The organism is Psychrobacter sp. PSP (assembly GCF_024085615.1).
GTDB lineage: Bacteria > Pseudomonadota > Gammaproteobacteria > Pseudomonadales > Moraxellaceae > Psychrobacter > Psychrobacter pacificensis.
The window spans coordinates 118,458-133,051 of record NZ_JABLTF010000019.1 but is presented as its reverse complement, the minus strand read 5'-3'; the positions used below and the strand labels follow the sequence as shown (position 1 = coordinate 133,051).

11 protein-coding genes and 1 pseudogene are annotated in these 14,594 nt (G+C 43.5%); 6 read left to right on the top strand and 6 right to left on the bottom strand.

Annotated features, from left to right (window positions below):
• Window positions 1-74: 74 nt before the first annotated feature.
• The 5 genes and pseudogenes from hsdR (at window position 75) to HL061_RS09430 (ending at window position 7,084) form a co-directional block, all read left to right on the top strand.
• The gene (gene hsdR, locus HL061_RS09450) at window positions 75-2,501 is read left to right on the top strand and encodes an EcoAI/FtnUII family type I restriction enzme subunit R (protein ID WP_252962780.1); all 2,427 of its coding nucleotides are present in this window, start codon (window positions 75-77) and stop codon (window positions 2,499-2,501) included.
• A 107-nt stretch (window positions 2,502-2,608) separates the two neighbouring features.
• The gene (locus tag HL061_RS09445; protein WP_252962761.1) at window positions 2,609-4,084 is read left to right on the top strand and encodes an N-6 DNA methylase; all 1,476 of its coding nucleotides are present in this window, start codon (window positions 2,609-2,611) and stop codon (window positions 4,082-4,084) included.
• Window positions 4,085-4,086: 2 nt separating this feature from the next.
• On the top strand, window positions 4,087-5,919 hold the full coding sequence (locus HL061_RS09440) for a restriction endonuclease subunit S (RefSeq protein ID WP_198013332.1): 1,833 nt from the start codon (window positions 4,087-4,089) through the stop codon (window positions 5,917-5,919).
• 206 nt (window positions 5,920-6,125) lie between these two features.
• Window positions 6,126-6,413 (top strand): annotated as a pseudogene (gene thyA, locus HL061_RS09435) (thymidylate synthase); the annotation flags it as partial.
• An 80-nt stretch (window positions 6,414-6,493) separates the two neighbouring features.
• Window positions 6,494-7,084, top strand: coding sequence for a dihydrofolate reductase (locus tag HL061_RS09430; RefSeq protein ID WP_071002814.1), 591 nt, complete (start codon window positions 6,494-6,496; stop codon window positions 7,082-7,084).
• A gap of 103 nt (window positions 7,085-7,187) precedes the next feature.
• On the opposite strand, the gene uvrC is transcribed toward HL061_RS09430, so the two are convergent.
• Window positions 7,188-9,032 (bottom strand): excinuclease ABC subunit UvrC, encoded by a 1,845-nt coding sequence (gene uvrC, locus HL061_RS09425; RefSeq protein ID WP_252962760.1) that lies wholly within the window; start codon window positions 9,030-9,032, stop codon window positions 7,188-7,190.
• Window positions 9,033-9,184: 152 nt separating this feature from the next.
• The gene (locus tag HL061_RS09420) at window positions 9,185-10,711 is read right to left on the bottom strand and encodes a DUF3360 family protein (RefSeq protein ID WP_252962759.1); all 1,527 of its coding nucleotides are present in this window, start codon (window positions 10,709-10,711) and stop codon (window positions 9,185-9,187) included.
• Window positions 10,712-11,212: 501 nt separating this feature from the next.
• Between HL061_RS09420 and HL061_RS09415 the strand changes: the two genes are divergently transcribed.
• Window positions 11,213-11,773 carry a DUF4442 domain-containing protein gene (locus tag HL061_RS09415; RefSeq protein WP_252962758.1) on the top strand — a complete coding sequence of 187 codons (561 nt, stop codon included), beginning with the start codon at window positions 11,213-11,215 and terminating at the stop codon, window positions 11,771-11,773.
• A gap of 274 nt (window positions 11,774-12,047) precedes the next feature.
• Here HL061_RS09415 and rplS read toward each other — a convergent pair whose 3' ends face one another.
• The 4 genes from rplS to rpsP form a co-directional block, all read right to left on the bottom strand.
• Window positions 12,048-12,467 carry a 50S ribosomal protein L19 gene (gene rplS, locus HL061_RS09410; RefSeq protein ID WP_075106449.1) on the bottom strand — a complete coding sequence of 140 codons (420 nt, stop codon included), beginning with the start codon at window positions 12,465-12,467 and terminating at the stop codon, window positions 12,048-12,050.
• A gap of 205 nt (window positions 12,468-12,672) precedes the next feature.
• Window positions 12,673-13,437 (bottom strand): tRNA (guanosine(37)-N1)-methyltransferase TrmD, encoded by a 765-nt coding sequence (gene trmD, locus HL061_RS09405; protein WP_071002810.1) that lies wholly within the window; start codon window positions 13,435-13,437, stop codon window positions 12,673-12,675.
• 105 nt (window positions 13,438-13,542) lie between these two features.
• Window positions 13,543-14,076 (bottom strand): ribosome maturation factor RimM, encoded by a 534-nt coding sequence (rimM, locus tag HL061_RS09400; protein ID WP_071002809.1) that lies wholly within the window; start codon window positions 14,074-14,076, stop codon window positions 13,543-13,545.
• A gap of 165 nt (window positions 14,077-14,241) precedes the next feature.
• Complete coding sequence (rpsP, locus tag HL061_RS09395) at window positions 14,242-14,511, bottom strand: 30S ribosomal protein S16 (protein ID WP_021812802.1); 270 nt, start codon at window positions 14,509-14,511, stop codon at window positions 14,242-14,244.
• Window positions 14,512-14,594 lie beyond the last annotated feature (83 nt).

Genomic DNA, 14,594 nt, shown 5'->3' with positions numbered 1-14,594 from the left:
TAATACACAACATATGTTAGAGTATAGGCTATCACTAACGCTAGCTATATAGGAAACGTACTGCCATGGCTGGTATCAACAAATTAGAATTATCCGAAGCGGACATTATCAGTAAGTTCATTCTACCTGCCGTTATCGGTTCAGGCTGGGATGACATGACCCAAATTCGTGAAGAGGTTAAGCTTCGTGATGGTAAGGTTATCGTTCGCGGTCAAATGGCAGTACGTAAAACAGTCAAGTCTGCTGACATTGTTTTATATCACAAGCCTAATCTGCCGCTTGCTGTTATCGAGGCCAAAGCTAATAAACACTCTATTGGTAAAGGTATGCAGCAAGCGCTTGATTATGCTGGGCTGCTCGAAGTACCGTTTGTATTTTCATCTAATGGTGATGGCTTTATTTTTCATGATAAAACCAATAGCACTATCCTCGAAACAGAGATTTCACTATCAGACTTCCCAACACCAGCTGAGCTATGGGATAAGTATTGTCAGTGGAAAGGCTATACGCAAGCTCAGTTGCCTATCATCACTCAAGACTATCATGATGATGGCAGTGGTAAGTCACCACGCTACTATCAGCTACAAGCCATCAATAAGACCATAGAGGCCATTGCTTGCGGACAGAATCGTATCCTGCTCGTGATGGCAACAGGAACGGGCAAAACCTACACTGCCTTTCAAATCATTTGGCGTCTGTGGAAAGCGAGAGAAAAAAAGCGCATTTTGTTTTTAGCTGACCGCAATATTTTAGTCGATCAAACTCGCGTTAATGACTTTCAGCCTTTTGGCACTGCGATGACCAAAATAGAAGGTCGTACGGTTGATCCTGCCTTTGAGATTCATCTTGGCTTATATCAAGCGTTAACAGGCCCAGAAGAGCATCAGAAAGCCTTTAAACAGGTTGCACCAGACTTCTTTGACCTAATTGTCATTGACGAGTGCCACAGAGGCAGCGCTGCTGAAAACAGTGCTTGGCGTGAGATATTGGAATACTTTAATAGCGCTACGCAGGTCGGTTTGACAGCGACCCCTAAAGAGACTGAAGAGGTATCTAATTCTTATTACTTTGGCGACCCTCTTTATACTTATACCTTAAAGCAAGGTATCGAAGATGGATTTTTAGCGCCCTATAAAGTGGTTCGGGTTGATATCGATATTGATATGCAAGGCTGGCGTCCAACGAAAGGACAGACAGATAAGCATGGTCAACTGATTGAGGATCGTATCTATAATCAGAAAGATTTTGATCGTAGTTTGGTGATTGATGAGCGTACTGAGTTGGTGGCACAGACCATCACTAGCTACCTTCAGCGCACTGACCCCATGGCCAAAACCATTGTATTCTGTAATGATATTGATCATGCAGAGCGGATGCGCCGTGCTTTGATTAACTGCAACCCAGAGCAAGTCAAAAAGAACGAAAAGTATGTTATGAAAATCACGGGCGATGATGAGTTAGGCAAAGCGCAGCTTGATAACTTTATCAATCCAAAAAAACCTTATCCTGTGATAGCGACGACCTCAGAGCTGATGACAACAGGCGTCGATGCTCAAACCTGTAAGCTCATCGTGTTAGATCAAAACATCAAATCGATGACTAAGTTTAAGCAGATTATCGGCCGTGGCACCCGTATCAATGATAAATACGGCAAGCTATGGTTTACGATTCTCGACTTCAAAAAAGCAACTGAGCTATTCGCAGATGAGCGCTTTGATGGTGTTCCTGAACGTATCATGACTGTGACGCCATCGCAGATTAATGAAGGCAGCGACGAGCTTGACGAAGTGGTAGATGGAGAGTCAGACGCAGAATTAGATATTGTCAATGGCACTGACCCAGCCTATACAAACCAGAGTGATGATAGCGGCTTTGATTTAGGGGCTGGTATGGGTGATGACATAGGTGTCAGTGAACCCGCGAAAAAATACCATGTGAAAGGTGTAGCTGTCCAAGTCATGGCGCAGCGTATCCAGTATTATGATACTGACGGTAAGCTAGTCACCGAGTCATTTCAGGACTATACTCGCAAAACCTTCAGCAAGCAGTTCGCTAGTTTGGATGAGTTTATAAAGCGTTGGAACGAAACTGAGCGTAAACAAACCATCATTGATGAGCTGGCAAATGCTGGTATTATTTGGGAAGTATTGCAGGAAGAGATCGGGTCAGATATGGACCCCTTCGACCTGATTTGTCATGTGGTTTATGACCAACCGCCCTTGACCCGTCGTGAACGTGCGGATGAAGTCAAAAAGCGCAATTACTTTACTAAATACTCAGATACCGCTCAAAAAGTACTGAATGCCTTGCTCGATAAATATGCTGATGCGGGTGTAGAAGAGATCGAAAGCTTGAACGTGCTTAAAGTAAAACCACTTGATCAGCTAGGTAGCCCGATGGAAATTGTCAGAGAAGGCTTTGGTAGCAAAAAAGACTATCAGCAAGCCATCAGTGATCTTGAAAACGAAATCTATTGGGCACCGCCACCCAAACAAGCTTAAGTAACTAGAAAAAATTAGCTACAATCCATATATCTAAGCCTCTTATTGAGGCTTGTTTTATTCATACTGTTTATTAAAACCTATCGTTTATTAAAAAGAGAAACTACATGTCAATCAGTTCGGTTATTAAGTCTATTCAAGATATCATGCGTCAAGATGCTGGTGTCGATGGTGATGCCCAACGTTTAAGCCAATTGTCATGGCTATTGTTTCTCAAAATATTTGATGCACAAGAAGAAGCGCTTGAGTTCGAACAAGAAAACTATAAGACCCCCATCCCTGAGCAATACCTTTGGCGTAATTGGGCGGCTGATCCCGAAGGTATCACTGGTGATGAGTTACTAGAGTTCGTAAACGATGAAATATTCGTTGAGCTAAAAAACCTGACAGCGCCAGTAGATACTAACCCACGTGGCTTTGTGGTGCGTCAAGGTTTGAGCGATGCCTACAACTATATGAAAAACGGCACGCTGCTACGCCAAGTAATTAACAAGCTCAATGAAGTGGACTTCAATCGTTCAGATGAGCGCCATCTGTTTGGTGATATTTATGAGCAACTGCTACGTGATTTACAGAGTGCGGGTAATGCAGGTGAGTTCTATACCCCTCGTGCCGTGACGCGCTTCATCGTTGACCGTGTCGATCCAAAGCTGGGTGAGCGCATTATGGATCCAGCCTGTGGTACAGGTGGATTTTTGGCCTGTTCGTTTGATCATGTCAAAAACAACTATGTTGCAACTGCTGAAGATCACCAAGTACTACAGCAGCAGATTTTAGGGTTTGAAAAGAAACAACTGCCACATTTGCTTTGCACGACCAATATGATGCTGCATGGCATCGAAGTACCCGTACAGATACGTCACGATAACACCCTAAATAAGCCGCTATCGAGCTGGGACAGTGATATTGATGTCATCGTAACCAACCCACCTTTTGGCGGCACTGAAGAGCATGGTATAGAAAAGAACTTCCCTGCTGAGCTCCAAACACGCGAAACGGCAGATTTGTTTTTACAATTAATCATCGAGGTCTTGAAAGATAAAGGTCGTGCTGCTGTTGTGTTGCCTGATGGCACCTTGTTTGGTGAAGGGGTAAAAACTAAGCTAAAGAAAATGCTGACAGAAGAATGTAATCTGCACACCATCGTGCGCCTGCCAAATGGTGTGTTTAACCCTTATACAAGCATTAAAACCAATATTCTCTTCTTTACCAAAGGTCAGCCAACCAAAGATATTTGGTTTTATGAGCATCCTTATCCTGAAGGCGTCAAAAACTATAGCAAAACCAAACCAATGAAGTTCGAAGAGTTTCAAACAGAGATTGATTGGTGGGGTGATGAATCTGATGGTTTTACCAGTCGTATCGAAAACAATCAGGCTTGGAAGGTCAGCATTGATGAAGTCATCGAGCGTAACTATAACCTCGATATCTCCAACCCCTACCAAGGTGAAGTCATTGATTATGATCCTAATAAGCTACTGGCTGACTATACTAAACAGCAACAGAGCATCGATACGTTACGCAGCCAATTAAAAGACGTGCTGGGCGCTGCGCTGTCTGCTAACACGACAGAGGGCAAGTAGCTATGAATGTAAAGACGAGCTTAGAGATGAGTAAAGACATAAGCAAGCCAGAGCAGCTAATCACTGAACATATCGATATCTGGACCAGCGCTATACTAGCTAAGTCGACTAGTGGACGTGGCAGCAGTAAAAAGTATGAGCTGTATGGTATTACTAAATTACGTGAACTGATCTTGGAGTTAGCTGTATATGGAAAGTTAATTCCACAAGATCCTACGGATGAGCCCGCTGCGGTTTTACTTGAACGTATTGCGGTAGAAAAATCTCAGTTAGTCAAAGATAAAAAGATAAAAAAGCAAAAAGCATTGCCGTCATTGGAAGAAGCTGGAGTTGAGCAGAATACTTTACCACAGGGATGGACGTGGGCATTTATGCCTCAAGTGATAGCCCACGATGACTATGCAATTAAGAGAGGACCTTTTGGGAGTGCTTTAAAAAAAGCATATTTTGTTAATTCTGGCTATAAAGTATATGAGCAGCAGCATGCAATAAACGATGATTTTTCACGTGGAGAATATTATATTGATGAGACAAAGTTTAATGAGCTGAAAGCATTTGAAGTTAAGCCTTATGACTTGATTATTAGTTGCTCTGGTACTGTTGGTAAAGTCGCAATAGCCCCACCAAATATGGAGAGAGGAGTCATTAACCAAGCTTTACTTAAAATAGCTTTGAATAATAATGCACTTATAAATGAATATTTTAAAATCTTATTCCCTGCCTTTTTTATGCGTACAGATACATTGTCTGATCTAAAGGGGACCGCCCAAAAGAATATGGTTTCAGTTGATACATTAAGGAAAGAACCATTTCCATATCCTCCATTAGCAGAACAACGCCGCATCGTCGCTAAAGTCGATGAGCTGATGCTGCTATGTGATCAGCTAGAGCAGCAAACCGAAGCCAGTATCGACGCTCACGCGACGCTTGTAGAAGTATTATTATCCACGTTGACAGATAGTGCGGACGCTGATGAGCTAGCACAAAATTGGGCAAGAATTGCCGAGCATTTCGATAGCCTATTTACGACCGAGCAAAGCATTGACGCTCTAAAGCAAACCGTTTTGCAATTGGCAGTGATGGGTAAGCTAGTTTCACAGAGTTCAGATGACGAACCTGCTTCAGTATTGTTAGAAAAGATTGCGGAAGAGAAAGAGCAGTTGATTCAAGAGAAGAAGATTAAACCACGTAAAGCATTACCACCTATTGAAGATGAAGAAAGATTATTTGATTTGCCCTTAGGTTGGGAATGGTGTCGATTAGATGATATATGCGATGGTATAACTTCTGGATCAACGCCACCTAAGAGTTCATTTATAGATGATACAGGTATCCCATACTTGAAGGTTTATAATATAAGAAACCAAAAAATAGATTTTGAATACCAACCACAATTTATTGAGGAAGGTTATCACTCTTCAAGTTTGAAGCGCTCTCAGCTTTGCCCAGGAGATGTGATAATGAATATCGTGGGTCCACCTCTTGGAAAGATAGCTATTATTCCCGATACCTATCCAGAATGGAACTGCAATCAGGCCATTGTGATGTTTAGACCATTCATTTCGAATCTAAATAAATTTATCTATACCTACTTAGTTTCAGGTATGTTTCTTGATAAAATTGCGCTTATAGGAACAGCTGGTCAGGACAATATTTCAGTCACAAAAAGTCGTTCAATCTTATTACCAACACCACCTCTTGCAGAACAACATCGCATTGTTGCTAAAGTCGATGAACTAATGGCTATTTGCGATCAGCTAAAAGAGAAGCTAAAGCAGTCCCAAGAGACGCAAGTTCAGCTTACCGATGCGTTGGTTGATCGGGCTTTAGGGTGAGTTTTAGTGTTAGAGCAATCATGTTTTATATGCTTTGGTAAAACTAAAAGAAATAAATAAGACCTTCTATTAACAGCGATATTTTAAAATCAGGTATAATAACCTTGTACGTATAAGTCGTATTGTGCAGAATTAAAAGTGCACAATGCTATTATAGTTGTTAAGGCTATATTATTAGGCGTCTTGTGCATAAATTAGGGGTTATAATTTTCATAGGTGTGCCCTTTAACATTGCCAGTTATGCGTTATTGACACATATGGTCGCGCAAGTGTGTGATCTGGAGGTTAGTGAGTTTGTTTGGACAGGTGGTGATTGCCACATTTACCAAAACCACCGCGAGCAGGCTGAGCTACAACTGACACGTTCGCTATATACACCGCCAACATTGACGCTGAACCCAGAGGTGAAAGATATTTTTGCCTTTGAATACGACGATATTAGCGTCAATAACTATGAGTCTCATCCGACCATCAAAGCCAAAGTCGCCGTTTAAAATACGTCTTGTGCACGACAATAAATAAGACTGTGATTTAAAAATATAGACGTTTAAAAATATAATAGAAAGGACCCATTATGAGCTATGCCCACACTGAAGTTGCCCAAATCGCCGCCATAAGTAGCAATCGCTGTATCGGTAAAAACAACGAGCTACCGTGGCATATCTCACAAGACCTGCAGCACTTCAAAAAAATGACCACACGTGACTCGCAAAATACGGCCTCTAGTAGCGATATTCAGGGCATCGTCATTATGGGTCGTAAGACGTTTGAATCCATGGGTAGCAAGCCTTTACCAAAGCGTGTGTGCTTTATCATCTCTACCCAAATGGACTATGCAGAACAGCAAGGACTGGTCGGACATGAATACGCGCATGTGGTGCATAATTTAGATGATGCGCTCACTCATGCCGCAAGTTTGGCACATGGGCTACATCTGGAGACGATCTGGGTGATTGGCGGTGAGCGCGTCTTTAGCGAAGCACTGATGTATACCGACCGCATTGAGCTGACCCACGTAGATACTGATATTACGGATGGCGATGCGTTCTATCCTGAGCTACCAGATCGCTTCAAAGTAGCAGAAGAATCTGAGCAAATGCACGATGAAAAAAGTGATTTGAGCTTTAAATTTGTGACTTATAAGGTAGAGAAGACTGACCAATAGTATTTGATTGACTCAAAAAAGGGCTGCCGCAGATAAATTAAATTATCTGCGGCAGCCCTTTTTTTGGACGTTATCAAATCACTGGTAGAAACAATAGATCAAGCTATTCATGTAATACTTTATAAACCGTCTTTGCCAGTACAGGGCCAATTCCCTGCACACCGGCTAGTTCCTGCTGTGACGCGCCAAGCAATTGCTGCATACCGCCAAAGTGATTAAGCAAATCACGACGGCGTTTTTCACCCAGACCTGGAATGACCTCAAGTACCGATGAGGAGCGGCGCTTGTCGCGTTTTTTGCGGTGCGCGGTGATCGCAAAACGATGCGCCTCATCGCGAATATGCATCAGTAAATGCAGCGCCTTGCTGTCCATGGGCAGATCCAGCGGCTCATGATCGATAAAATGTAATACTTCTAAACCCGCCTTGCGCCCTTCTCCTTTTGCCACACTCACAAGCAACGTGTCATTTAAAATACCCAGCTCGGTCAAGACGTCTTTGGCGATATTAAGCTGACCTTTCCCACCATCAATCAGCAACAAATCAGGCAACGGCTGCTTCTTATATCGCCTTGTCAGCACTTGCTTCATGGCTGCATAGTCATCGCCGCCTTGGATATCATGAATGGCATATTGACGGTAATCACGCCTGCGCGCACCGCCTTGATCAAATACGACGCAGCTACCAATGGTCGCCTCGCCCATGGTATGCGAGATATCAAAACACTCAATGCGATCAATGGTGCGATCAGTCACCTCAGCCAGTACGTCTTTTAGTGCGCCAAAGCGTGCGTGCAGCTCTAAATAATCACCAAGCTTAGTCTTTAGGGCATTACTGGTATTGAGTGTTGCCAAATCCAGCCATTCTGAGCGATGCTCACGCACATTGGTTTTGATGACTACTTTGCTGCCAAAATGCGTTGCCAGTGCTTCGCTTACCGCTACCTGATCAGGAATCTCATGGCTTAATATAATCTCGGCTGGCAGATCGTCCGTCACCTGAAAATAAAACGAGGTAATAAAAGCTGATAGGTTATCTGCTAGCGGCTCGCTACTGTCCACATCAGGGAAATAGTTTTTACCGCCTAACACGCGACCACCGCGCACGGTCAGCACGTTGACGCAAGTCATGCCCGCTTGACTGGCAATGGCAATCACATCTGCCTCACCTTGCACCGTATAGACAGCTTGCCTTGCCTGCACTTCGCGTAGCATCGACAATTGATCACGGTACAATACCGCCTTTTCAAAATCTAACGCTTCGGCAGCGTCTTCCATTTTCTCGATCAGCGTACTATGAATATCACTAGAGTCGCCCTTCAAAAAGCGAATGGTGTTATTCACATCTTCTGCATACTCTTCCGGCGATACCAGTCCAACGCAGGGCGCGCGGCAACGCTTAATCTGATACTCCAGACAAGGGCGCTGGCGCTGCTTAAAAAAGGTGTTGGTACATTGGCGCATTTGAAACATTTTTTGCATCAACACCAGCGTTTCTTTTGCTGCATGGGCAGAGGGAAATGGGCCAAAGAAACGACCTTTTTGGTGATTGCCTTTGCCGCGTCCATACGCCAAACGTGGATAAGGCTTATCCGCTGAGATAAACACGTATAGATACGACTTATCATCACGTAGCAAGACGTTATAAGGCGGGCGATACTCTTTAATTAAGTTCTGCTCGAGCAACAACGCCTCGGTCTCACTACGCGTGATAATGGTCTCAATATTATGAATCCGTGCCACCAGTGCCCGCGTTTTTGGATGATCGATCGTCTTGGCAAAGTAACTATTCACACGGCTTTTTAGCGACTTGGCTTTACCAACGTATAAAATATCGCCGTTTTTGCCCAGCATCTTATATACCCCTGGCAAATTAGGCAAGTTCTTGATCAGATGCTTAAGACGGGCTTTTTTGTCATCGACAGGATTCAATTCTGAGACAGTAACCATAGAATGTATTGCTCTTAAAAATCTTAGTAATACTGCTAGTTATGGGGCAGGAATCGTGGTTTTGCAAGCTGATTATTGCCTCGATAGCACGCACAAAAAAGCCAGCTTTATGCTGACTTCGTTTGTTCGATTATATGCTAATTATCAATGGTCTAATGACGGAAGTTTGCCATTAATGCTGGAATACCTGGCAACATACCGACGATAGCCATCACGCCAGTCAGTACCACGAACATAATACCTGGTATGATCCATCGGCTCATTTTAGTCAAATTAGCACTGCGCTCTTTTGAGCCAATCAAGCCCAAATTATCAAGCAATAGCGTGAGTGACCAACCAAAGGCTGGGTTCACTAAGGCAGAAGCAAACACCACAATAGCAGCAGACTGCGTGGTTTTACCTTCGCGCGTCATCTCCATGCCAGCCTCTAAGAGTGGGATGAAAACCCCAACGATCAATGCCACGCACATCACGGGTTGCCAGATGGCCAAATCCATTGGATAGCCCCAAACACCTGCGATAATACAGAACAAGGCCGTCAATAGCGCACCAGCAGGAATCGGACGCCTAGCAATCGCTGCAGGGACAATATACGTTCCCCAAGATGACGCAAAGTTGGCACCGCCTAGCACAGAGCCTGCGACCTGACGAAATGAAGCGCTGGTCATCGTGTCATCGATGTCCATGAGCACTTTTTCAGTACGCTTAGGGTAGCTGATTTTTTGGAATACCTGATGACCCAAGAAATCTGGTGACCACATAGCAACTGCCAAGATAGCAAACGGCAATACCACAATGAAGCTTTCAATCGTCGGTAGCCCTAACATCCAACCTGTATTCTCACCCCACCAATACATTGGGTTCATATGCGGTAGACCTGGTGCCGTTTTGAACGCAAAAGGTGCGCCTAGTGTAAAAGCAAGACCGCCACCTAACACGCAACTGAGCGGAACCGCAAGCCAGCGCTTTTGCCAATGCTCAAGCAATGCATATAGCAGGATAGTCGCTAGAATAATAAAGAAAGCAATGTGCGACATACCAATCCCTTCTGCCCAAGCAAAAAGGTTCTTAACCTGTGACGTCGTACCGATAAACCCTAAGTAAATTAAGAGACCACCGCATACACCTTTACTGGTTAAATTGGCCAGTAAGCTTCCTCCTTTACTAATAGCAAGCAGCAGGCCAAAAGCCCCAATGAGTAGGCCAAAAGCCATTGGATGCCCACCTGCAGCAACGACAATGGGAATCAATGGAATAAGTGGCCCATGAGTACCAGCGAGGTTGGCTGTCGGTAGCAGAAATCCAGAAAATAAGATAATAAAGAACGAGACAATCAACAGCTCATAACGAACGTTTTCTAAAACAAACGCATCACCTAAGCCGAGTGGTCCTGCAAAAGTTGCTGCAATAGCGCCCACCATGACCACTTTACCGATGGTCGCTGCCATCGCTGGGATAGTATCTTCATACTCAAAACGATAATCACGAAATGGTAGATTGGGACGCCAGCGTTTTGGCTGCATGATTTGCAATTCGTGGTTAAGATAGGCATCTCGACTGTCGAAGCTTGAGCTTGGCTTATGCAAATCTATATAACTGCCTTGCAATTCGCTGTCTTGATTGGCTGGGTTTGGTCGCGGCGTATTAGACCCTGAAGATGAGGCCTGAATGTTACTCATCACATTTCCTTGTGTCGATTAGGTTTTGATTGAATATTTTTTTGGTTTGGCGTTAGCTAAATGACCAATCAGTCATGATAAGCGGAAAACCATTGTATGTTAAGGCATAAGGAAATGCGAATTTAAGGTGAATTAAAAAGACTACATATATCGTTATAAAAATAAATTAAAGTTTTCATTGAATACAATAACAAACTTAATAGGAAACTATTGGGAATAAACAGCACTAATTTGGACATAAAATTAAATTAAAGGCCAATTTTCTTAAGAATAACTGACATCTGAACATTTTTTATCATATAACTAAATACTAAAGATAGTCATATTAAATATTGCTTTGCGATAACTATAAAGACTATGCTTAGTTACGCTTTGAAACTAGCGAGCGCAGTCATTTTTAACTATGATAAATGTCTTTGTGGTTTATCGTCTAATAGCAAGCACTAAGAAACAGCGCTACCCATATCACTGAAAAATCAATAAAAGCAACAGGATAGATTTATGAGTGTGCTACCCAGCAATTTTGAGACTTTGAAGCGTCGAGCCAAGCAAAGTATCATGCCGCTACTGACCCCGCATCTTTTAAAGCTGCGACTCAATACTTACGCGCCCTATATCGGTTCAGGCATCAAAATCGACCACATCAGCCTTGATCAGGGATTATGCGTGGTCAGCATGGAACTGACCACTCTCAACAAAAATATCGTCGGTACTCAATTCGGTGGTAGTTTATACTCCATGGTAGATCCCTTCTATATGCTCATGCTGATGCATCAATTAGGTAGCAACTATGTGGTCTGGGACAAAAGCTCACATATTGATTTTATCGCGCCCGGTAACAGTAAAGTCACCGCGCGAATGAAAATACCTAGCGCTGAGGTGATTACCATTCAAGAGTTGGCAAAAGACGGTGAAGCTGTATTTCGTGAATATAAAGTCGATATCGTAGACGACCAGCAAAAGCTCATTGCTACCGTGACCAAAACCTTGTATATCAGACTACGCAAGTACAGTAAATCTAAAGAGCAGGCCAGCCGAATTGAAACACCCCATACTGAATAGTTTTTGGCTACTTTACTGGTAAGGCTTTTTGACTAATGACAAGGCATAGTATCTATCAGCTGTGAATATCCAGTTAACCACTCAGCAAGTTTAAATTGATAAGCGCGCGCATACAAAAACCCCAATCTAGCATTCGCATAGATTGGGGTTTTGTCTTTTTTGGTATGGCCCGCTTATTTATAAATAAACCTATGAATAAGGGCTTGTATCTACTATTACCTTATTTGAGTCAATCCTAAAATAATACGATCAACTCAAAACGGCAAACTTGTGCTTAAATACCAGGTGCAGTATCAACGGCATCAGGTACACCAGCGTCAGTCTTTTTCTGAGCTGGACGTGGCGCAAGTTTTTCGCGGATACGTGCTGATTTACCAGAACGCTCACGTAAGTAGTACAGTTTCGCACGGCGAACAGCACCGCGGCGTTTCACTTCAATGCTATCGATCAGTGGTGAGTGCAGCTGGAATGCACGCTCAACACCAACGCCGCTTGAGATTTTACGTACGGTAAACGCTGAGTTTAGACCACGGTTACGCTTAGCAATTACAACGCCTTCAAAAGCCTGTAAACGCTCACGCTCACCTTCACGTACTTTTACTTGTACCACAACGGTATCGCCGGGTGCAAAGTTTGGGCGCTCGATCAATTGAGCGTTTTCGATGACCTGAACCAATGGATGCTTGTTGCTCATGAGAGTTATCTCCTCACATTAGATAATAGAGGCTTGACGCATATCACCTGTTTGTAATAATTAATTGTATCTCTTTATAGTGAGATACAACATAAATGGGTTATAACCAACGGCCACTATGCGATGACTCGTTTTATTATTGCTCAAAATTCTGTTTGTTAACTGTTTATCAAGCTTAATGAAGATAAAGTCAGGTATCAACAACCTACTTTTTATCTGCTTTTGCTAGTGCTTTAAGCCACTTCGCTTGCTCTACCGTCGGAGTAAACGCTTGCCACAAATCCGGACGACGCGCTTGCGTACGACTGACTTGCTGAGCAAAACGCCACTTAGCGATATTGGCATGATGACCTGAGAGTAATACCTCAGGGACGCTCATACCTGCAAACTCATGCGGCTTGGTATAATGCGGACAGTCAAGCAAGCCATCGACAAACGAGTCTTGCTCCGCTGACTTGTCATCCCCCATGATATCGGGTAGACGACGTATCACGCTATCCATCAGCACCATTGCTGGTAGCTCACCACCAGTCAACACATAATCGCCCAATGATACTTCCATATCGACATATTGTGACAGTAGGCGCTCGTCGATGCCTTCATAACGACCGCATAATAAAATCATGCCATCATAATCAGTCATACCGACTACGCTACTCTCACTAAGCGTTTGCCCTTGCGGTGACATATAAATCACCGGACAATGCTCACTATCGACACGGCAACCGTATTCCTTGGCACGCAAGCGTGCATCCTCAATGGCTTTTGACAATGGCTCAGCCATCATCACCATCCCAGGACCGCCACCATAAGGGCGCTCATCAATACGGCGATAGTTATCAGTGGTATAATCACGTGGATTAATGCATTCAATCGTAACTTGCTCCTGAGTCACTGCCCGTCCCGTGATTCCAAACTCACGAATCGTGGCAAACATCTCAGGAAAAATACTAATGACGGCAAAATACATCTGATGTCTACTTACATTGAGGCTAAAACAATCGGTGTGACTATTAATAAATTCTGATAATAAATTCTGACTAAAAAGCCAGAAGCGATATTACCAGAGGCAATATTAATAATCACTTGGCCATGCCACAAGTACGGTTTTTTCAGTCGTATCGACTTCTATCACCGTTTGCTTATGCCATGGAATTAGGCGCTCTTCATTATCCAAACTGTCTGAATTGGCTGCCACGCGCATGATGTCGTGGGCACCAGTTTCAAACATTTCAGTGATATTGCCTAAATACTCGTTCTGCTCGTTCATCACGCGCATACCGACCAAATCCGACCAATAATATTCGTCTTCAGCTGTTTCCGGCAAGACATTTTGTTCGACCCAAACGGTCACACCGTTCATGGTCTCAGCAACATTGCGATCAGGAATCTGCTCAAATTGAGCCACAAGTCCTGTGCCGTGCTCACGCCAAGCTTTCACAGTCAAAGGTTTCATGCCAGTAGCAGTTTTCATCCACCACGGCTTCATGTCGAATATTGCTGTACGATCATCCGTATCGCTAAATACCCAAAGCCAACCTTTGATACCATAAGGCTTCTTGAGTTGACCAATTTTCATGAGATCACTAGCATTTGGAGTGGATGACATAGCAGCTAACCTAACAATGATTACAACAGCAATTGCAAAAACAATTGTGTCAAAAGCGATAAACAGTTAATGGCGCACCCTGGTCAGACCAGTTACGCTATGTGTTCTAAAGTCTACTGAATCAGCTTGTAATAAGACTACGAGCGACTCAATAACAACGGAAACTTAAGCAGTTGCTTCAGTTTGTGCTGCAGACTTGTTGTAAGCTTTTGCTAATGAAGCAACGCGATCTGAAGGTTGTGCACCTTTTGCGATCCACGCATTGTACGCTTCCATGTTTAGGCGTACTGCTTCTTCAGACTCTTTAGCGAGTGGGTTAAAAAAGCCGATGTTTTCAATGTAGCGACCGTCACGCGCGCGGCGTTGATCAGCAACAACTACTTGATAAAATGGGCGTTTCTTGGCACCGCCCCGTGCTAAACGAATAACAACCATGTGAATTCTCTCTTTCGCAGGTATACCAAAAAGGGCATAATTATATCACAGTCTTGATTTATTGAAAACATAAACTGTGCTTA

Bases quoted from the DNA above. Each gene is read 5' to 3' on its own strand.
- HL061_RS09445 (WP_252962761.1), top strand. From the start codon at position 2,609: ATGTCAATCAGTTCGGTTATTAAGTCTATTCAAGATATCATGCGTCAA.
- HL061_RS09440 (WP_198013332.1), top strand. From the start codon at position 4,087: ATGAATGTAAAGACGAGCTTAGAGATGAGTAAAGACATAAGCAAGCCA.
- HL061_RS09430 (WP_071002814.1), top strand. From the start codon at position 6,494: ATGAGCTATGCCCACACTGAAGTTGCCCAAATCGCCGCCATAAGTAGC.
- uvrC (WP_252962760.1), bottom strand. From the start codon at position 9,032: ATGGTTACTGTCTCAGAATTGAATCCTGTCGATGACAAAAAAGCCCGT.
- HL061_RS09420 (WP_252962759.1), bottom strand. From the start codon at position 10,711: ATGAGTAACATTCAGGCCTCATCTTCAGGGTCTAATACGCCGCGACCA.
- HL061_RS09415 (WP_252962758.1), top strand. From the start codon at position 11,213: ATGAGTGTGCTACCCAGCAATTTTGAGACTTTGAAGCGTCGAGCCAAG.
- rplS (WP_075106449.1), bottom strand. From the start codon at position 12,467: ATGAGCAACAAGCATCCATTGGTTCAGGTCATCGAAAACGCTCAATTG.
- trmD (WP_071002810.1), bottom strand. From the start codon at position 13,437: ATGTATTTTGCCGTCATTAGTATTTTTCCTGAGATGTTTGCCACGATT.
- rimM (WP_071002809.1), bottom strand. From the start codon at position 14,076: ATGTCATCCACTCCAAATGCTAGTGATCTCATGAAAATTGGTCAACTC.
- rpsP (WP_021812802.1), bottom strand. From the start codon at position 14,511: ATGGTTGTTATTCGTTTAGCACGGGGCGGTGCCAAGAAACGCCCATTT.